Origin of the sequence: Staphylococcus nepalensis, assembly GCF_014635045.1 — a bacterium.
Lineage (GTDB): Bacteria > Bacillota > Bacilli > Staphylococcales > Staphylococcaceae > Staphylococcus > Staphylococcus nepalensis.
On sequence record NZ_BMCF01000001.1, the window covers coordinates 14,970 to 35,257 of the forward strand.

Here is a 20,288-nt window from a genome sequence, read left to right on the forward strand (position 1 = left end):
ATTACACCTCATTACTTATAGGATTATCTAAATCAACTGTTAAATATTTTTTTACTTTGCCTTCCATACGCATACGTAGCAATGCCTTCACATTAATTTTGGGTCCAAACAATGTTTGCCTTAACACTTGCGCATGCGCCTTTTTAGTATCGATTGACTGTTCTATTACTTCACTTACAATCGCAAATAATTCATCTGCATTGACGTTATTATATTGTGAAAAATGATGTATTAATTCTGAAATTTGATTTTGAATCACAGCGTGTTGAAACTTAGCAATAACCGCTTCAATATTCTCAGCAGCTAAACTTTTATTTGTAATCTTAACATTGGGTAATTGTCTTGTTAGAGTCTTTAAATCAATTCTAGAACCCCCTAGATCTCTCACCATAAATTTCATTTGAAAATCTGGTCCTAAACTAACAATAGTATTTTGCATATGTGCTTCTAAAGCAACTCCATAATCTTGTATATAGCCAATTAATGGTTGGATAAGTGTTTCAGCATAGTGACTTATAAATTGTTTAATTGCTTTGTTTGTTACACCTACCCCTAGCCATTCTAAATAACTATCAACGATGACCTGGTTATCTACAGGATTTTTATTTACTAAACTGCCAGTTACTAAAGTAAGTCCATTTGTTGTGGTTTGTGGTTCATAACGCACGATACAAGCTAATTGACGTGCTATATCTTCATTAGTTTGGGCATGTATACCATAAGGTTCCATTGCTACTTTTAACTGTGGGTAAACATTTAACATTTCTTGTAACTCATAACTTAACTTTGGCCCATCCACCGTTGTAACAGGGGAAACAGTTCTTATTGCACTTGTGGCTTGAATATCGACTGGTAACTTAATATGGAATGGCTTATTCATTAACGCCATTGTTCTGAACGATAATGTTGCTTTCGCTTCAACTTCAAATGGTGTAGTTAAAAGACGATGTTCCTCTAACCAGTATACAAATTGTTGTGGAATCACGTTTTCATATTGCCATGGATGCACGAGTATAGCGCGATAATCGTTTAATTCTAAATGATGCGGTTCTAAAAATGCTTTCAATTTATATCTATATTCAGGTATCACGTGGTTTAATATATATTGATCATCTTCTTCCATCGAAGTCGCTACACTATCTTGCTTATGAATAAGCATCACTTTTAATGCAATCGTCTTTTCAAATTCAGGTGCATATAATTTAATTTCTTCATTCGTTAATGGTAATTTCGTTTTGGTTAGTGGATGCGTTGGATGTCCTTCTATGACGAGACTTTCAGAATAACTTAAATCATTAATACCATTATCTTCTTTCATATGCTGTAACCATGTAAAGAAATTAATGGTTACTGGCAATCTTGAAAACTTTAAACTAGCCTGAATCATTGACTGTCTATGGTTAAAATGTTCATAGCTCAATGCAAGTCCTGCACGACTGGACTGTAATTCTTCAGTTAGCCGTTGGCTAATTGGGGTATTAAATTGATTATTTAATACCTCAAGCAATTGTTCTAATGTTTTAATGGAAACAATATTGTCACCTTTTATATAGTGAATTTCACCGTTGAAGACATAACGCATCATCGCACTTTTTCTTAAATAAGATACATTTAACGCTTGCCCTTTATATTGTAATTCTACGTAATTATCAAATTCCTTAAAAAACATTTTTTCTGGAAAAATGTTTTCTTTAAGAACCGCGTTCATTATGCGGTGTTGAATATTCTCATCTGCCAATTTCCAAATATGATGCATCATACAACATTGCCTCCATTTTTTCTTTGTCTATTCATCATGCCAAATACCAATGTGATAATGACAGTACTTAGCCCCATGATGATAAAAGTCTCGATGATACCGATATATTCTGTTAAGAAACTCATTATCATCGCTCCTAATGGAATCATCCCTCTATCCATCATTACAACACTAAGTATCTTCCCTCTATGCTCTGATTTAACACGATGCTGAAAATATATTCTGTTAGTCGTACGTGCCCATTGGCTAAAAAGCCCGATTAAGAATACTGAAATAAAAAATATAATCATATTTGGGCTAATACTTACTAATAGTGAAATACCAAATAATATTGAACTAAAATAATACATTTTTACCATTGATATACTTTCTAGTACTTTAGGCAAAATCATTGTTGCAATAATACCACCAATTGCAGCACAGGTCATTGCAGACCCAAACATGGTTACTTGTTCAGGAAATGTTTTATCTGTTAAAACTGGTAACAATGATGTATATGTAAAACCTGTAGCCATGATAAATAAAGAAGTTAAAAATATTCTAGCCCCGATTTTGTTGTTACTAAAATAGTTGAAGACAAATTTAGTATTCATTGTTTCTTTCTCTTTAACCAAATGCGATGGCTTAAATTTCAAAGGCAAACACATCATCAACGAAATAAAGTAGGCTATAGCTTGGATATTAAAACTTATTTGTGCATTATAACCTGCTATTACAAATCCCGCTATGGCTGGACCAATAGATCGACATATATTGATTATAAATGAATGATATGAGACTGCTTGAGTCGTAGTTAAACGCTCTGTTAAATCTGGCAGAACAGATTGGCGCACTGGTGTTTCTATAGCGCCCATCACACCTCTTCCAAGTGAATATAATAAAAATACTATTATTGGTAACTCCCCATTTAAAAAGATTAAAAAACACAGTAAAGTGGTAAGTAATAAAGAAGTAGAGATGGTTATTTTCAATAATTTTCCTCTATTGCATCTATCTGCTAACGCGCCCGCCCATACACTAATGAGCAAAATAGGTACAAGTCGGAAAAAATTAATGAGTCCAAGGTAAATTGCGTTATGATATAACGTATATACATACCAATTTAAAGTGATATGTCCAATCCAATTTCCTAGAAACAAAAAGAAAGAACTTGGAAAAAAATATCTTGCCATACATTTCACCCGACTTTTTAATTGATAATAATTATCATTATCGATATTATGGATTATACAAATATCTTATACTTTTGTAAAATAATTTTTTTAGAGGTGCTTTATGAATTCAAAAAGTATTAATTATAATTTAATAAATAAAATGACTAATGATGAACAATATGCTTTTGATTATTTATCGTCTATAAATCAAACATGGGCAAATTTATTTCAAGAGGTGTTATTAGAAAGTAGAGATAAAATATCGCAAAGATTGATCTCATCTTTATATCGAGAAAATTTAGTACAGAGTCACCAACACAGCAAAATTATTGATAACAAAGATGTAGGCGCGCCTCAACTATCTGAAGAAAATAAATTATTATCTATTGCTTTCCCTAAAATTAACAAAACCTTGTATGCACCTATAACAGGTACGCACGCTTTTGATCGTCTAGCCGTCACTGGACCGTTTTATTTAGAAGAAGACGACCATGTCGAAAGAGTTTTACATCCAAATGACGTTTTAAACTGTATTTTATCGGTAGCCCCAGAATTAGATAATGCAGCTAGTGCTCAATTCTATGAAGATTTAAATAATAGCGTGGCAAATATGGCGATTGCATTAAGCTACCAAAAATATTTATTAGAGCAGAATAATCAATCCTTAAATGATTTAATCACCAAAGCAAAAGATAGTTATTTAGCCTCTGAACAGTTTGTTATTGAAGGCCACCCGCTCCATCCCGGTGCAAAATTGCGCAAAGGCATGACACCTGAAACAGTTATCAACTATTCAGCAGAATTTGGTCAGTCTATTCCTTTACAATTTATATTAATACATAAATCTATAGCTAAATTTCAGACATGTTCGGGAGATTATAATAATTTAATTTATAATTTATTTAATGGGTTAAAAACTGAAGTTATAAAACAGGTTGGTGCAGAATATATCAATCAATATGTCGTTATGGTTGTACACCCTTGGCAATATGATCATATTCTCTTAAAAGCGTATTCAAAAGAACTAGAACAACAAGAAATCATCCCTATTGAATATCAACAATCGTATTTTGCAGGATTATCTTTTAGAACGTTGATGCCAAAATTTCCTGAAACCTTGCCACATATTAAATTATCAACCAACGTTCACATTACTGGAGAAATTAGAACACTATCTGAGCAAACAACCATAAATGGTCCGCAAGTTACGTGCATACTCAATGATATTATACAAAATGATACATTATTCAACCATATTCAGGCTGATACGATTGACGAACTAGCAGGAATCCACTTTTATAACGTTTCAGATAAAGCAGACCAAACCATTAGAAGTGAACAACTAGGGACCTTATTTAGAACAAACATATATAACTTAATCAAAGAAAATACAATACCTATGGTTCCTTCTGTGTTAGTAGCATCGACAATCTATAATGACGAACCACCCATTGTATCATTAATCACTAAATATCAAGTGGCGAAGAAAATTCATAGCTTTGAGTCAGCTGCTTTAGTTTGGATTAAGCACTATAGTCAAGCGTTAATAGATTTAGTAATACCGCTTTACGTTAAATATGGTATTGCACTTGAAGCCCATCTACAGAATGCTATTGCTACATTTGGAGACGACGGCCTATTAGATATGCTTTATATACGTGATTTTGAAGGTTTACGAATTGATACATCGCATTTAAATAAAATGGGGTACAGTACAGCAGATTTTCATGAAAAATCGTTAATTTTAACCAATCAATCACAAACGGTATTTAATAAAGTCTTTTACTCAAGTATCCAAAACCATCTTGGTGAATTAATTGCTAGTATTGCACAATCAAGTAATCATAAACAATTAGAAAACCAAATTTGGTCAATCGTACGTGACTTATTAACTAAAAAACTAGACGATATTGCGCGTACAATCGATGATCAACAAAGAATAAATCAAATCAAATCAATCTTATTTGCGCCAAAAATAGATTATAAATGTGTAACAACGATGCGTTTAGTGGATGAAGCAGATTACTATACTTATATACAGGTTGACAACCCGTTACATTACAATTAATAAAGCGCCTGAACATTTTATTTCAAATAGCAAAATAAAACTACTGATAAGCATCTGCTTATCAGTAGTTTTATAATTTATATTGATATTAAGAATTATTGTAATCCTTTGTCTTCGTTATTTGAATTTTGGCTTTTTTCATTTTTTTGTGTCCATTCTTTTCTAGTCATCACATCTTCAACACGCATATTTACTTCAACCACTTCAAGACCAGTGATATATTTGACTTGTTCTTTAACTAAGTCAGTAACTTTGCGGAAGATTTTTGGTGCTGATTCACCGTATTCTAAAATAACTTTTAAGTCTACTGCTGCTTGTTTTTCTCCAACTTCAACACTAACGCCTTGTGTCACGTTGCTCGTGCTACCAAATGAACTAGAAATGTTATCAACGAATCCGCCTTTCATTTCTAAAATGCCATTCACTTCACGTGCAGCAATACCAGCAATTTTTTCAATTACTTCGTCAGAGAAAGTTAATTTATTATTGAATTTTGGTTCTTGCTGTTGCTCCTGTTGTTTTTGTTGTTGCTCTTGTTCTTTTTCATTTACTCCTGTTTGGTTATCATATGCTTGTTTAGCTTTGTTATTATCTACTGCCATAATTAATTCTCCTTTGTTTTATAAGATTTTTAATTGCTAAATATTGAATCAATAAGAATTAACTCCATCGATTTAAGAAATTCAGAAAATCTTGTTTACGGTCTTTAGTATACCCGATACCAATTCCAATCAAACATAAAATAATAATTAATATTGTGCTCCAGAAACCTAATGTTAAAAATAATATTGCGATAATCAAGAATGCTAAAAATCCGATTATTCTCCATTTAAATGTTTTAAAAAAATCAACAACTTCTTGTGTAGAATCTTGTCTTTGTTGGTTATTATTGTTAGCCATGATAACCCTCCCTTACAACACACGTTTGCCTGAGGTTTTTTGATCTCTAACATTAACCTCTAATTTTGAAACTGGTAATTCTGTGAAATGCTCAACGTTTTGCTTAATATCATTTCTAATTTCTTCTGTTAATGAACCAACCTGAACATCACCAGGAACAAAGAAATCTGCTTTTAAAGCAATATGCGATTTCTTTTTCTTGTTATATAGTTTAGCTATAACATTAGGTTGTCGAATTTGATCATAATTTACAAGCGTATCGTAAGCAGATTTTTCTACTGCTTTTCTGGATACGTAAATATGTCCATCTTCGTAATCTTTATAAAGTCCAGGTTTTCTATACGTAGGTTTAAACAAGCTAAATACAAGTATGAGACCTATGATAATGAGCAATGCTGCTAAGCCAATAAGTGTTGGTTCAAACCAATTAAATTGATTGAAATAGTTTTGATACTCGCTAATTCTAGAATCTTTAATATACATAAATAGCAAGAACCCAACGATGACTACGATTAATAGGCCAAGTATAAAATTTTTAATTCGTTTCACCTCGTATGACACCTCCTATAGTTAAATTATATGTACATGTCATACATACTTAATACCCCTATTAAAAAACATAGAAACATTTTATATTGAATTTATAATCTATTTGGTAAAATAATTTTTCGTTAGTTGCTATTCTCTGTCTGTGTATTGGTTTGATCGTCTTGATGCGCCTTGCGATATTGTAAATACTTATCATCTGAAATAAACAATTTGTTACTAGGTCTTGGCTTCTCTATAGATAATGATTTAAATAAAGACCAAATCATAAATATGATAACAATAGAAAATGGCAAGGCTGCAATAATTAATAAATTTTGAATGGATTGCGTACCACCAGTATAAATCATAATCATAGCAAATAATGCTAAAATAACACCCCAGCTCACTTTAACAATGCCTGAAGGGTTAATGCTTCCTTTAGAACTCAGCATACCTAACACATAAGTGGCTGAGTCTGCCGAAGTGACAAAAAAGATTATAATAACAACAAGTGTAATGATGCTAAGTAAAAATCCTAATGGGAAATGTTCAAGTGTTGCAAACGTTGCTGTTTCGGTTGCTTCTTTAGCAATATTTGCAATGCCGCTTTGTTGTAAATAAATAGCAGAAGCGCCGAATACTGCAAAGAATAAGAAACAAACAAGCGCGGGTACGAATAACACGCCTAAGATAAATTCTTTAATTGTTCTACCACGAGAGACTCGAGCGATAAATATACCTACAAACGGCGCCCAAGAAACCCACCATGCCCAATAGAAGATCGTCCATTGTTGTAACCATTGAAACTTTTCTCCTCCTGATTGTGGGATACGTAAACTCATATTAAAGAAATTCGCAATATAATCACCAAGTGAATTGGTAAATGTATTTAATATATTTAACGTTGGCCCAACACAGAATAAAATGATTAACACGATGAAAGCTAAGAACATATTGATATTACTTAAACTCTTAATCCCTTTATCAATACCTGACCAAGCTGACCATGTAAATAATATAGTGGCGATAACGATAATTGTAGCTTGTGTCATAAAATTAGAAGGCAAATCAAACAGAAAGTTTAGGCCTTCGTTAATTTGTAGCGCACCAAAACCAAGTGTGGCAGCAACTCCTGTCACCGTAGCAATAATAGCGAGTACATCAATTGCCCCGCCAATGGGTCCCTTCATCATTTTATCTCCTAGTATTGGTCTTAGTGTGGCACTAACCAATCCCGGATATCCTTTATGAAAGTTAAAGTACGCAAATATAAGGCCGACGATGCCATAAACAGCCCAAGCATGTACACCCCAATGGAAAAATGAGAATTGCATCGCTTCATTAATTGCGGTTTGAGAACCAGCTTTATGTATTGGCGTTAATGTGAAGGCATGGCTTATCGGTTCCGCTGTTGTCCAAAACACCAAGCCTATCCCCATACCTGCACTAAATAACATAGCAAACCATGACTTTAATGAAAATTCTGGGTCTTCACCCTCTTCACCTAAAGTTATTGTTGAATATCTAGAAAACAGTAAATAGATTGAAACTACTAATATGGCAAGTACTAATAATAAATAGTACCATCCGAAATGAACTGCGATAAAATTAGTGATATTTTGGGTGATTGTTTCTAATTGTTTAGGTGCAACTGCACCATATATAACAAATAGCGTGCAAATAGTTAATGCTACCCAAAAAACAACTGTTAATTTTTTAAAACGCATATTAAAATGACACTCTCCCTTTGCTTTATGTGACACTTATACCCTCACAATGTTTTATTATTCGTAAATTACATATTTATATACATTTAACGTAATGTTTAAAGTATAATATGCTAGGTTATTTTTTATTTTATCCTATAATTGTGTTTTTACAATTATTAGTGCTTATTCTATTAAATTTAAGCGCATATAATTAATTCATTATTATATAGACTAGAACGCATTTATATTATATTTTCTACACCAATTTCATATCCAAACCTAGGATAACTTAAATAAAAAAAGGCCGAAACACTACTAATGTTTCGGTCACAAATATAATCAGAGAGTAAAATTGAACTTTTTATTCAGATTGAAATAACAAGTTTACCAATCATACTCTGATCTTCTATTTTTTTATGCGCTTGGTAAATATTATCTGCTGTTAAACCATTGATTACTTTATTAACTGTCGGTTTATAAATGCCCGCTTCTATTTTATCAGCAATATCTTTTAAGTATTCCCCATGTATGCCCATATCTTCTGTTTCATTTAATGGACGTGAATACATATACTCATGTGTAAACGTAATACTCTTTGGTTTTAATAAGTTTAAATCTTGTTTATTATTAAATGCTACGATTGTTGCTATGATACCGCGAGGTTTAATTAATTCAATCATTTTTTCATAATACAGGTCTGTATCAAATGTGCAAAAGATATAATCTACTTCACTAATTTCATATTTTTTGAACTCATCTGCTAGATTATTTTTATGATTCAACACAATGTCCGCACCTAATGATTTTGACCAATTATATGTTTCATCACGCGAGGCGGTTGTAATAACATGTAATCCATAATGTTTTGCAATTTGTGTAGCAATACTACCAACGCCACCCGCACCATTGATAATTAATAAAGATTTGCCTTTATTATCTTCAGGGTTATGCGAGATTTTAAAAACATCAAACAATGTTTCAGAAGCTGTTAAACCAGTTAGAGGTAAACTTGCCGCTTCTGTGTCAGAAATATTATTAGGTTTGAACGCTACCAGTTGTTCATCTACAAGTTGGTGTGTTTGATTTGAACCTTGGTAAGCAGGTGAACCCGAATAATAAACTTCATCGCCCGCTTTAAAATATTTCACTGCATCTCCTACTGCTTCTACAACACCTACAGCATCGTAGCCTAAAATCCTAGGTGCTTCATTAAGAGGAGATTGTCTAATTTTAGTATCTACAGGATTGACACTGATAGCCTTTAAACGGACTAATAGCTCACGTTGTTTAGGCTGTGGCATCTCTTGTTCCATTTCATAAAATTGGTTACCTTCATTTAATTTAAATGGTTTGTCTGCACCTACTGCTTTCATACGAGCATCTCCTTCAATTATAAATTATTTGATACTTGAACAACTTGTTTACCAAAATTATCACCAGTAAATAAATTTCTAAAAGCATTAGGCAAATTGTCAAAACCTTCTACAATAGAAGTCTTCGTTTTTATCTTATCTTCGCTTACCCATTGTGCAAGATTTTTACTTGCGTTTGTAAAATCATCGGCGTAATTAGCAACAATAAACCCTTTCATAAGTGCTTGTGATTTTATTAAAATTGGTTGTATACGTGGTCCAAACTCAATTTCTTCGTTATTGTATCCAGAAATAGCGCCACAAACTGGGATTCTAGCAAATTGATTTAAATGTTTCATTACTTCATCTGCTACATCGCCACCAACATTTTCAAAGTAAACATCTACGCCATCAGGCACAGCTTGAGCTAATTGTTCAGAAAAGTCATCAGCTTTATAATCTACGCTTGCATCAAAACCTAATTGCTCGGTTAAATATTTCGTTTTTGTTGTGCCACCTGCAATGCCAACCACGCGCGCGCCTTTTATTTTAGCAATTTGACCCACGACTGATCCTACAGCTCCTGATGCTGCAGAGACGACAACAGTTTCGCCTTCTTTAGGGTCCCCAATTTTTAACAAGCCATGATAAGCAGTTTGTCCTGTCATTCCTAAAACACTGAGATATAAATAGGAAGGTATATCTGTTTGAGTAATTTTATTTATATTTTGTGCTGATACGTTTGATACTTTTTGCCATGGTAACTGTCCCATTACCATATCACCTTTCTCAAATGAATCAGCTTTTGATTGAACGACTTTTCCGACAATATGTCCTGATAATGGTTCGTCCAATTGAAATGGTTGTACATATGATTCGCTATCATCCATTCTCCCACGCATATATGGGTCTACTGATATATAAATAGCTTCTACTTGAATTTCATCATTGTTTGGCTCATCTAGTTCAACAGTTTCATATCTAAAAACCTCATCTGAAGGTATGCCCTCAGGTCGTTTTGCTAATACAATGCGTTCTGTTTTCATTATTTTGCCTCCATTTCATCTTTGCCCTCATTCTATAGATATGTAGTTATACAATCAATCAAATCGCTTATCTGTATTTTTAATATCATGTTATGCTATCTAAATATAACAATGCGTAATTACCTGTTAAGGAGAGTTGGATATGAGATTAAGTATTTTAGATTACGTTCCGATTTTTGAGGGGCGTAATGCAACTCAAGCTATTAATCATTCAATTGAATTGGCGCAATTAGCCGAATCTTTAGAATTTTATCGCTTCTGGATTGCAGAACATCATAAAGTATTTTCAGTAGCTTCTAGTGCTCCTGAAATGCTTATGATGACCCTCTTAGAAAATACTAAAACAATGCATATTGGCAGCGGTGGGGTTATGTTGCCTCACTATAGTGCCTACAAGATAGCAGAAATTTTTAAAATAATGGAAGCACGTCATTCTGACAGAGTTGATTTAGGTATTGGGCGTTCATATAGTTTTAAAAATGTAAATCACGCGTTAAATGAAAATAAAACGGCTCATGTTGATTTTAATACACAAATTAAAGATTTAATAGATTACTTTAATGATAACAGTGAACATCAACGATTTACCGGATTATATGCAACGCCATTCATTCAAACACAGCCTACCATGTATTTGTTAGGCACCAGTCAACAAAGCGCTAAGCTTGCTGCACAACAAGGCTTACCCTTTGTTACAACATTAATGGGACAGAATAAAGATAAAATCAATACTTCTATAAGCTACTATCGCCAGTTATTTAAAACATTATATCCAAAGCAATCACCCTACGTCATTATTTCAACCTTTGTTATCACTGCTGATAATATGCAAAAAGTAAAAGATTTGGAGCGAGCTTTTCATCTTTGGTTACTCCGTATTAGTTATTTAAATCAACCAAAAACTTACCCTTCAATTGCTTATGCAAAACAAAGACAGTCTTCGAATAGAGAATTAGAAAAAATAAAACAAAACGAAAAGCGTGTTATAAGTGGTTTACCAGGTGAAGTATTTTTAAAACTACAAGAAATCGCTACGTATTATAATGCGGATGAAATAATGATTCAACCACATGTATTCGCTGAACAAAATCGAAAAAACTTATTGTACTTATTAGCATCTGAAAAAGATAAATTTGAATCAACATAATGTTTTGTTTCTTAACATCTAATAAATACGATGAAAAAGTGTAGCACAGAAATGAATACAAGCACTGAAGCACTTATATAAACCACTGTTGTTTTCTTAAAATGGGCTCGCCTAAGGTAAACTTATGTATCAATCCCACTCATTCAATACTTTTAGGAGTGGGACTTTACTATTTTTGTTCTATTTAATCTTTGTTATGAATATGAGTAGCGCGGATATTAATGAATACCTCAGCTAAATTGAAATTTATCTTATTTATCGTTCCATAAAAATTCATTTACTCTATCTATCACTTGTACGTTATGAGGTAATTCACTGTGCTTGGCTTTAGGGCCATTAACTTTATATTCTGTATAACCGTCATGTTGGTTTGGTAATAAATATTTGAGTGATTTAGAGGATACATTAGTCACTTTACCATCAGAATTTGTCCCATCTTTCAGATCTCCATAAATATTTAAAACTTTTGAATTTCTAGGATAATGATCTTTCATTGTTAATAAATTTCTATATTTTTCTAACATTTTATTAGGCTTTCCCCTCTTATCTATTTCTATATCCAAATCTAACCCATTGATATCAACTTCACCGTTAAAGTTCCCAGCTAGGCTTACTTGTTTATTTAATTTAGGTAATTGTTGGTTATCACCATAATTTAACATATAGTAACTAAAAGACTGATTTCCCATTGAATGTGCTACGAAATTAAACTTTTCAAAATGGTACATCGCATTAAAGGTATAAATGACATTTTTAATCCATCGCGCATTTTCATACACGTTCTTATTCTTATTATCTTCTAGTATGATTTTAATCATAGGGCGTTTGGCGTTAGGATCTATTATCCCTTCAAATGTCACCTTTCCATTTGGCTTAACTTTTGCTTCAATGATTTCGTTTGTATCGCCTTTTTGAACAGCGGAATTCACCATATAATTCTCTGAATACTTTGCTCCTCCAAAACCATGTAAATAAAAAGTGGGGATTGATTCACTGTCATTTATGTTTTTAATAATTGGTTTATTGAGTACTTGATCTCTTAAGAGAACCATACTGCTAGATAAAATAATTAGCATCATTACTATTAAACATTTTTCTAATATCATACGTTGCTTATTGAATGACATACGCATTACCTCTAATACATTTTTCATTTGTTATACCCGTCATATTGTGACTTATTCAATTTAATCGCTAATAAATAGTTATATGATTAATACACATTAATTGTATAGAATAAAAAAACTTCCCATACAATGATGGGAAGTTCAAAAAATATTAGATATGATACTAGTACACACAATGTATGAACAAAATGTCTTTAATTAAACGCAAATTGCTGAGGCAGTTTACGTACCGAGACTGTATGCGAATACTTTCGCAATAGTTCGGACAAATTAACGTTTTGAGAATTGTGGTGAACGACGAGCTTTTTTAAGACCTGGTTTTTTACGTTCTTTCATACGTGGGTCACGAGTAAGTAATCCAGCGCGTTTTAAAGAACTTCTATACTCAGGATCAGCTTCTAATAATGCACGTGCAATTCCGTGACGGATAGCTTGTGCTTGTCCAGTAAAGCCACCACCGTGAACGTTAACTAATACATCATAGTTACCTTTAGTTTCTGTAACATCGAATGGTTGGTTTAAGTCTAAGATTAATGATTCGAATGGTAAGTAGCTACGTACATCATTGTTATTAACAGTAATGTTACCTTCGCCAGGTACTAAACGTACACGTGCTACTGAGTTTTTACGACGGCCTGTGCCTTTATATTCAACTTGTGCCAATGTAATTTCCTCCTTTTAATTAACCACGTAACTCGTAGTTTTCTGGTTGTTGTGCAGCGTGTGGATGTTCAGCGCCACCATAAACAAATAATTTCTTGCCTTGTTTTTCGCCTAAACGAGTGCTTGGTAACATACCTTTAATTGAAGTTTCAAGTAAACGTTCTGGGTTTTTAGCTTTTAATTCACCAGCAGAAACTGATTTGATTCCGCCTGGATGATTACTATGACGATAATACATTTTATCTTGTTCTTTATTACCAGTGAATTGGATTTTAGCAGCGTTGATGATAATTACATAATCACCTGAATCAACGTGTGGTGTATAAGTTACTTTATTTTTACCGCGTAGAATAGCAGCTACTTCTGATGATAAACGACCAAGTGTTTTACCTTCAGCATCAATAACATACCATTTGCGCTCAATGTTTGCTTCATTAGCCATAAATGTTTGACGCATATAATTGTCCTCCTAGAATAAATAAATGGTTCTTGTCTAATTAAAATGATATTTAAACTTAAATTCATTTATTTTGTTAATTTATTATTTCTACGTGCTTCTATATCTTGTTACACAATAAGATTCCGGGGCTTATCGTGGGGTGATATAAAACAATACCGTTAGTTATCGTATAATTTTTATGCCGTTTTGTCAATGTAATTTACCTATTTTGTGTAGATTTTTTTCGGTGAATTTTAATGTTTTCACCAAAGTCATTCATAAGCGATTGAGGTGATAGATAAATATGTTCTAAATACAATCCTTCAGCAGGGGCAGTGAATGGTACTTTATTACGATTCTTCTCTTCTAATAGTTGAGGGACGCTTTCTGGATTATACTTCCCTTTTCCTACACCAATTAAAAATGCTACTAGTACACGTACCATATTATATAGAAAACCTGAACCCGTGACCACATAATCAAAACCGTATGTAGTTTTTTCTATTCTGCTCTCATACAGGGTACGCACTTTGCTTTCAACTTCTGTTTTTTGAGAACAAAAACCAGTAAAATCATGGGTTCCTATAAACAGCTGTGCAGCTTGTATCATCTTGTCAAAATCTAAATTATCATAGACATAGGCTTTTAAACCACATTCAAACGGATCTTTATGTGCTGATTGATATATCTTATAGCGATAAGTTTTTCCTACACAATCATACCGACAATGGAAAGACTCATCTACAAATGCCACTGAGTTGACATAAACGTCATCAGGTAGCGCACGATTCATAGCGTATTGCCATTGATCGGCTGAAATATTAAGTTCGGAATCAAAATGAAAATACTGCTCAAATGCATGTACGCCACGATCTGTTCTGCTAGTAGGATGTATTCTAACGTGACGTTTATGCATACGTTTAAGTATTTTTTCGAATTGCTGTTGTACTGTTCTGCCATTATCTTGAATTTGGAAACCCAAGAATTGACTACCTTGATATGAAATATTTACTAAAACACGAACCATCCTTTACACTCCTATATGCTTTAATATGAATAATATTATTGCTATTGGTACGATTAACATTAATAACAGACTATCAGCCCATCGCCAGTATAATTTACGATAACTTGTGCGCTTTTTATGCGTTTCATATCCTCTGACTTCCATGGCTATTGCTAAATCTTCAGCTCTTTGAAATGCTGAAATAAATAAAGGAACCAATAATGGGATGAAGGCTTTAACTCTGTTGATTAAGCCACCAGAACTAATTTCTGAACCTCTTGATTTTTGTGCTAATATAATTTTATCTAATTCATTCATTAATGTCGGAATGAAGCGTAAAGCAATGGACATCATCATACTCAATTGATGAACTGGTATTTTAATAATTTTTAATGGCGATAATAATCTTTCAAATGCATCTGTAAGGTCTAAAGGACTTGTTGTTAAAGTCATGATGGTAGATATCATAATAATAAACATTAATCTTAAAACAATATAGATCCCTTCTAATATGCCGTTTGTATCGATAGAAAGGAAGCCGAGTTCAAATATACGCACGCCGCCTTTTGTTAAAAATAAATGCATTAAAAATGTAAAAATGAGAAAAATCCATATTGGTGTTAAGCCCTTAATAAGAAACCATGATTTTATGCGAGAAGCTTTCATTATAATAAAAATGATTAAGAACAACCACAAATAAGTGGCAAATGAATGGGCAAAAAATATTAATATGATAAATAGAAATACAAATATTAATTTTGCACGTGGGTCACGTCGATGAATAATAGTATCTAATGGAAGATATCGTCCTATTATGAACTTATCCCTCATCTGCTTGCCACTCCTTATACATATCAGTAAATTCTGATTCTGTTAATGCGACGTGACCAAATTCAAATTGATATTTTGCTTCCACATCTCTTTGCAATTTAACAATATCTGGCACATCTAAATGCATTTCATTAACATATTCATCAGCACTAAATAATTTTCTTGGGGAACAACTTTCGATTAATTTACCATGTTTAATGATTTTCACTTCATCCACATATTTCGCTACATCATTCATTTCATGTGTAACTAATATGATTGTTTTATTTTGCTCAGTTTGAAGTTGCTTTATCATTTCCATAATTTGTGTTCTACTTTTTGGATCCAAACCAGCCGTAGGTTCATCTAAAATAACGATATCCGGATCCATAGCTAATATAGAAGTGATTGCTATTTTTCTCATTTGCCCACCTGACATTTGAAATGGGGATTGTTCAAGGATATCTCTATTAAAACCAAATTCTAATAATAATTGAAATGCGCGTACTTTAACTTCATCCATATTCATATTAAAATTCTTAGGACCAAATAAAATTTCTCTCTCGACCGAATCTTCAAAAAGCTGTGATTCAGGAAATTGGAAAACGACGCCTACACGCTTACGAATTTGTTTCAAAAACTTATCCTTTGTTTTATGTGTGATTGTAATGTCATCGACCTCTAATGCGCCATCAGAAGGTTTTAACAATCCATTAATATGTTGTATCAATGTGGATTTACCTGAGCCCGTTTGGCCTATAACAGCGTAATACTTTCCTTGCTCAAATGTAGTTACAATATCTGCAAGCGCAAGATGCTCATAAGGTGTTCCTTTTTGGTAAACATAAGTCACTTGATTAAATTTAACAGTCATAATTTGTCTACCAACCCCTCATACGAAATGTAGTCAGTAACACCTAACAGTTGCTTATTCATTCTCATCGCAAATGGTAAATCTAAACCAATTTCCGTAAGCGCATCACCTTGGCTAAAAATGGCTTGTGGCGAACCCGTTTGATATAATGAGCCTTTATTTAAAACAATTAAATGATCAGCACCAACGGCTTCTGACAAATCATGTGTAATAGATATAATCGTTACATCTTTTTCTTCTTTTAAGCGATGTATTAATGAGAGTAATTCTTTTCTACCTTCAGGGTCTAACATAGAAGTGGCTTCATCTAAAACAATAATATCTGTATTCAATGCTAAAACACCTGCTATCGCAACACGTTGTTTTTGCCCTCCAGAAAGCGACTGTGGTTCATAAGTAGCTCTATCTAACATATCAACATCCATTAACGCGTTAGGCACAATGGCTTGCATATCCTCATATGACACGCCATTGTTCTCTAACCCAAACGCCACATCGAATTCTACAGTTGAACCAACAAATTGATTTTCTGGATTTTGAAATACAATCCCTATATGTCGTCTTAGTTCATTTAAATTCTCATCATTAATACAAACGTCGTTTAAGTATATTTGACCTTCAAATGGCTTTTCAATACCAATCATCAATTTAGCTATAGTAGATTTACCCGAACCGTTATGGCCTACTATAGATGTCCATTTGCCTTTAGGGATACGAAATGATACATCATTTAACGCAAGTGGTTCATCGCTATTATATTTAAATGATACATGATTAAATATAATCATGCCTTCTTCTTGCGTCATCATATCAATTGCCTCCTAAATCTATACTTTCTCATCATATATTATCTTATTTTACATGAAAAATTAAAAAGAATCACTGTTTCTTCTCTAATTATTTTTAATTTTCATATTAAATTATACTCCTTCGTCTATATCAATGTACTGTCTTATATAAGTCAAAGTGCTTTATTAAATGCAGGATAGATTTAACATAATACTTTCGTGTTTTTCACAAATATATGCAAGTAATACACTAAACTTATTTTGCTAGTACTGCTTATGTATTTGCTTTAGCAAATTTAATTGTCATTCACAGAACACAAAAAAAACAAATTTTTCAGTTCGCTATTGCATAAGTCTAAAGCAGCACGCTAAACTTTCTTTAGCTAGCACTGCTTATGCATTCGCTTATCGAATGTATTCCTTTTTTATTCTGAAGAATTAAGGTTCTGCAGTTCGCTATTGCTTCGCAATTGCATAAGTCCCCCTAAATTCTGAAGAATTAAGGTTCTGCAGTTCGCTATTGCTTCGCAATTGCATAAGTCCCCCTAAATTCTGAAGAATTAAGGGGGACTAAATAAAAAAGCGCGCACCCCATCTATTTGAGTTCACGCTTTAAAGTTTATTAAGTTTGATGGGGTACTCTGAGCTAGACAATATCTGTATGTGGCAAACATTATCGTTGCACTCATTTGCTTTATATATAGTAGTACGTATATTTAAATTAAACTAATTCTATAATTACTGATTCAGCACCGTCACCACGACGTGGGCCTACTTTAAGGATACGAGTGTAGCCACCTTGACGTTCTGTATAACGTTCAGCAACTTCACCAAATAATTTTTGAAGTGCAGTTTGTGTTGTTTCATCTTCATTTAAGATTTCAACGTTACGCAAAGTCTTAGCTGCTTGACGACGAGATGCTAAATCTCCTTTTTTACCTAAAGTGATTAATTTTTCAACAACACTACGTAATTCTTTTGCACGTGCTTCTGTAGTTTCAACACGTTCACTTATGATAAGTGAAGTAGCTAAGTCACGTAACATCGCTTTACGTTGATCAGAAGTACGACCTAATTTTCTGTAACCCATGAGTTAACCTCCTTTTTTATTAATCTTCTTTTCTTAGACCTAGACCTAAATCTTCGAGTTTATATTTAACTTCTTCTAATGATTTACGACCTAAATTGCGGACTTTCATCATGTCAGCTTCAGATTTATCAGCTAATTCTTGAACAGAATTAATACCCGCGCGTTTTAAGCAGTTATATGAACGTACAGATAAATCCAATTCTTCGATAGACATTTCAAGTACTTTTTCTTTTTGGTCTTCTTCTTTTTCAATCATGATTTCAGCATTTTGTGCTTCATCAGTCAATCCAACGAAGATGTTTAAATGTTCAGTTAAGATTTTTGCCGCTAGAGAAACAGACTCTTGTGGCGTGATTGAACCGTTAGTCCAAACATCTAAAGTTAATTTATCAAAATCACTACTTTGACCTACACGTGTATTTTCTACTGTATAGTTAACACGTTCTACTGGTGAATAAAGTGAATCCACTGGAATTACACCAATTGGTAAATCACTAGTGTTATTTTGTTCTGCTAATGCGTAACCTCTACCCTTATTAGCAACAAGACGGATTTTTAAATGTCCACCTTTAGAAACTGTTGCGATTTTAATCTCAGGATTTAAAATCTCTACATCACTATCATGAGTAATGTCACTTGCAGTTACTTCGCCTTCATCTTTTACATCAATTTCTAATGTTTTGTCTTCTTCAGAATAAATTTTTAATGCTAGTTTTTTGATGTTCATAATAATTGTCGAAACATCTTCTACAACATTATCTATTGCTGAGAATTCATGTAACACACCTTCGATTTCGATGTACTTAACGGCTGCACCTGGTAATGAAGATAGTAGGATACGACGTAAGGAGTTTCCTAGTGTAGTACCGTAGCCACGTTCTAGTGGTTCAACAACGAACTTACCGAATTTAGCATCTTCACTAATTTCAATTGTTTCAATTCTAGGTTTTTCGATTTCAATCATTTACAAATATCCTCCTTGATTACGTCGACTTAAATTATACTGTATTTCTCAGTGACCTGCGACAATAACGATAATATTATACGCGACGACGTTTTGGTGGACGACAACCATTATGTGGTACTGGAGTAACGTCACGGATTGCAGTTACATCTAATCCAGCTGATTGTAATGCACGGATTGCTGATTCACGACCAGGACCTGGTCCTTTAACAGTCACTTCAACCGTTTTTAAGCCATGTTCCATAGCTGCTTTCGATGCAGTTTCTGAAGCCATTTGAGCTGCAAAAGGTGTTGATTTTTTTGATCCTTTGAATCCAAGTGCACCTGCTGATGACCATGATAAAGCATTACCAAATTCATCAGTAATAGTTACGATTGTATTATTGAATGTTGAGCGGATGTGTGCTACACCATTCTCAATATTCTTTTTCACTCTACGTTTACGAGATACTTGTTTACGTGCCATTTAAAATTTGCCTCCTTTACCTATTATTTTTTCTTGTTAGCTACAGTTTTAACTGGACCTTTACGAGTACGAGCATTGTTTTTTGTCTTTTGTCCGCGTACTGGTAATCCGCGACGGTGACGAATACCACGGTATGATGAGATTTCCATTAAACGTTTAATGTTTAAGTTTTGCTCACGACGTAAGTCACCTTCTACTTTATAGTTGTCAACTACTTCACGGATACGACCTAATTCGTCATCAGTTAATTCGTTAACGCGTGTATCTGGTGATACATTAGCTTCTTCCACAATCTTTTTAGCTGTAGTAGTGCCGATACCATATACATAAGTTAAAGAAATAACAATACGTTTTTCACGTGGAATATCTACTCCTGCAATACGTGCCATAATTATTTA

At 33.2% G+C, this 20,288-nt stretch carries 21 protein-coding genes; 2 read left to right on the forward strand and 19 right to left on the reverse strand.

The window, feature by feature from the left end; translation table 11 throughout:
* Window position 1 precedes the first annotated feature (1 nt).
* Both IEU88_RS00075 and IEU88_RS00080 read right to left on the reverse strand, forming a co-directional pair.
* Complete coding sequence (locus IEU88_RS00075; RefSeq protein WP_103372765.1) at window positions 2-1,759, reverse strand: IucA/IucC family protein; 1,758 nt, start codon at window positions 1,757-1,759, stop codon at window positions 2-4.
* Window positions 1,756-2,931: an MFS transporter gene (locus IEU88_RS00080; protein WP_103372766.1), complete on the reverse strand. Its 1,176-nt coding sequence runs from the start codon at window positions 2,929-2,931 to the stop codon at window positions 1,756-1,758. Before IEU88_RS00080 ends, IEU88_RS00075 begins: the two co-directional genes overlap by 4 nt.
* A 118-nt stretch (window positions 2,932-3,049) precedes the next feature.
* Here IEU88_RS00080 and IEU88_RS00085 point away from each other — a divergent pair, with 118 nt between their 5' ends.
* Window positions 3,050-4,981, forward strand: a complete 1,932-nt coding sequence (locus IEU88_RS00085; RefSeq protein WP_371871910.1) for an IucA/IucC family protein — start codon at window positions 3,050-3,052, stop codon at window positions 4,979-4,981.
* 95 nt (window positions 4,982-5,076) lie between these two features.
* Here the strand turns inward: IEU88_RS00085 and IEU88_RS00090 are convergent, their stop codons facing one another.
* The 6 genes from IEU88_RS00090 to IEU88_RS00115 form a co-directional block, all read right to left on the reverse strand.
* Window positions 5,077-5,583, reverse strand: coding sequence for an Asp23/Gls24 family envelope stress response protein (locus IEU88_RS00090; RefSeq protein ID WP_103372767.1), 507 nt, complete (start codon window positions 5,581-5,583; stop codon window positions 5,077-5,079).
* Window positions 5,584-5,641: 58 nt separating this feature from the next.
* Entirely contained in the window at window positions 5,642-5,881 is a 240-nt protein-coding gene (locus IEU88_RS00095; protein ID WP_096808712.1) for a DUF2273 domain-containing protein, read from the reverse strand.
* Between the two features lie 12 nt (window positions 5,882-5,893).
* On the reverse strand, window positions 5,894-6,430 hold the full coding sequence (gene amaP / locus IEU88_RS00100; RefSeq protein ID WP_096808711.1) for an alkaline shock response membrane anchor protein AmaP: 537 nt from the start codon (window positions 6,428-6,430) through the stop codon (window positions 5,894-5,896).
* A gap of 122 nt (window positions 6,431-6,552) precedes the next feature.
* Window positions 6,553-8,136: a BCCT family transporter gene (locus IEU88_RS00105; protein WP_096808710.1), complete on the reverse strand. Its 1,584-nt coding sequence runs from the start codon at window positions 8,134-8,136 to the stop codon at window positions 6,553-6,555.
* 347 nt (window positions 8,137-8,483) lie between these two features.
* Complete coding sequence (locus tag IEU88_RS00110; protein ID WP_103372768.1) at window positions 8,484-9,491, reverse strand: zinc-binding alcohol dehydrogenase family protein; 1,008 nt, start codon at window positions 9,489-9,491, stop codon at window positions 8,484-8,486.
* A gap of 17 nt (window positions 9,492-9,508) precedes the next feature.
* Window positions 9,509-10,516: an NADP-dependent oxidoreductase gene (locus IEU88_RS00115; RefSeq protein WP_103372769.1), complete on the reverse strand. Its 1,008-nt coding sequence runs from the start codon at window positions 10,514-10,516 to the stop codon at window positions 9,509-9,511.
* 142 nt (window positions 10,517-10,658) lie between these two features.
* On the opposite strand from IEU88_RS00115, the gene IEU88_RS00120 reads away from it, so the two are divergent.
* Complete coding sequence (locus IEU88_RS00120) at window positions 10,659-11,663, forward strand: MsnO8 family LLM class oxidoreductase (protein ID WP_096808707.1); 1,005 nt, start codon at window positions 10,659-10,661, stop codon at window positions 11,661-11,663.
* A 251-nt stretch (window positions 11,664-11,914) separates the two neighbouring features.
* Here IEU88_RS00120 and IEU88_RS00125 read toward each other — a convergent pair whose 3' ends face one another.
* The 11 genes from IEU88_RS00125 to rpsM all read right to left on the reverse strand — a co-directional run bounded on the left by IEU88_RS00125 (window position 11,915) and on the right by rpsM (window position 20,279).
* Entirely contained in the window at window positions 11,915-12,817 is a 903-nt protein-coding gene (locus tag IEU88_RS00125; RefSeq protein ID WP_229718969.1) for an alpha/beta hydrolase, read from the reverse strand.
* A gap of 243 nt (window positions 12,818-13,060) precedes the next feature.
* Window positions 13,061-13,453 (reverse strand): 30S ribosomal protein S9, encoded by a 393-nt coding sequence (rpsI, locus tag IEU88_RS00130; protein WP_217983399.1) that lies wholly within the window; start codon window positions 13,451-13,453, stop codon window positions 13,061-13,063.
* Window positions 13,454-13,472: 19 nt separating this feature from the next.
* Window positions 13,473-13,910, reverse strand: a complete 438-nt coding sequence (rplM, locus tag IEU88_RS00135) for a 50S ribosomal protein L13 (RefSeq protein WP_096808705.1) — start codon at window positions 13,908-13,910, stop codon at window positions 13,473-13,475.
* Window positions 13,911-14,112: 202 nt separating this feature from the next.
* A complete protein-coding gene (gene truA, locus IEU88_RS00140; RefSeq protein ID WP_103372770.1) occupies window positions 14,113-14,919 on the reverse strand; it encodes a tRNA pseudouridine(38-40) synthase TruA in 807 nt (268 codons plus the stop codon).
* 3 nt (window positions 14,920-14,922) lie between these two features.
* Complete coding sequence (locus tag IEU88_RS00145) at window positions 14,923-15,729, reverse strand: energy-coupling factor transporter transmembrane component T family protein (protein WP_096808703.1); 807 nt, start codon at window positions 15,727-15,729, stop codon at window positions 14,923-14,925.
* Window positions 15,719-16,582: an energy-coupling factor transporter ATPase gene (locus IEU88_RS00150; RefSeq protein ID WP_096808702.1), complete on the reverse strand. Its 864-nt coding sequence runs from the start codon at window positions 16,580-16,582 to the stop codon at window positions 15,719-15,721. Before IEU88_RS00150 ends, IEU88_RS00145 begins: the two co-directional genes overlap by 11 nt.
* Complete coding sequence (locus IEU88_RS00155) at window positions 16,579-17,388, reverse strand: energy-coupling factor transporter ATPase (protein WP_096811200.1); 810 nt, start codon at window positions 17,386-17,388, stop codon at window positions 16,579-16,581. The genes IEU88_RS00150 and IEU88_RS00155 overlap by 4 nt, the downstream gene beginning before the upstream one ends.
* A 703-nt stretch (window positions 17,389-18,091) precedes the next feature.
* Window positions 18,092-18,460 carry a 50S ribosomal protein L17 gene (rplQ, locus tag IEU88_RS00160; RefSeq protein WP_096808701.1) on the reverse strand — a complete coding sequence of 123 codons (369 nt, stop codon included), beginning with the start codon at window positions 18,458-18,460 and terminating at the stop codon, window positions 18,092-18,094.
* A 19-nt stretch (window positions 18,461-18,479) separates the two neighbouring features.
* Window positions 18,480-19,424, reverse strand: coding sequence for a DNA-directed RNA polymerase subunit alpha (locus IEU88_RS00165; protein ID WP_019468661.1), 945 nt, complete (start codon window positions 19,422-19,424; stop codon window positions 18,480-18,482).
* A 76-nt stretch (window positions 19,425-19,500) separates the two neighbouring features.
* Entirely contained in the window at window positions 19,501-19,890 is a 390-nt protein-coding gene (rpsK, locus tag IEU88_RS00170) for a 30S ribosomal protein S11 (RefSeq protein ID WP_096808700.1), read from the reverse strand.
* Between the two features lie 23 nt (window positions 19,891-19,913).
* A complete protein-coding gene (gene rpsM / locus IEU88_RS00175) occupies window positions 19,914-20,279 on the reverse strand; it encodes a 30S ribosomal protein S13 (RefSeq protein WP_096808699.1) in 366 nt (121 codons plus the stop codon).
* Window positions 20,280-20,288: the final 9 nt, after the last annotated feature.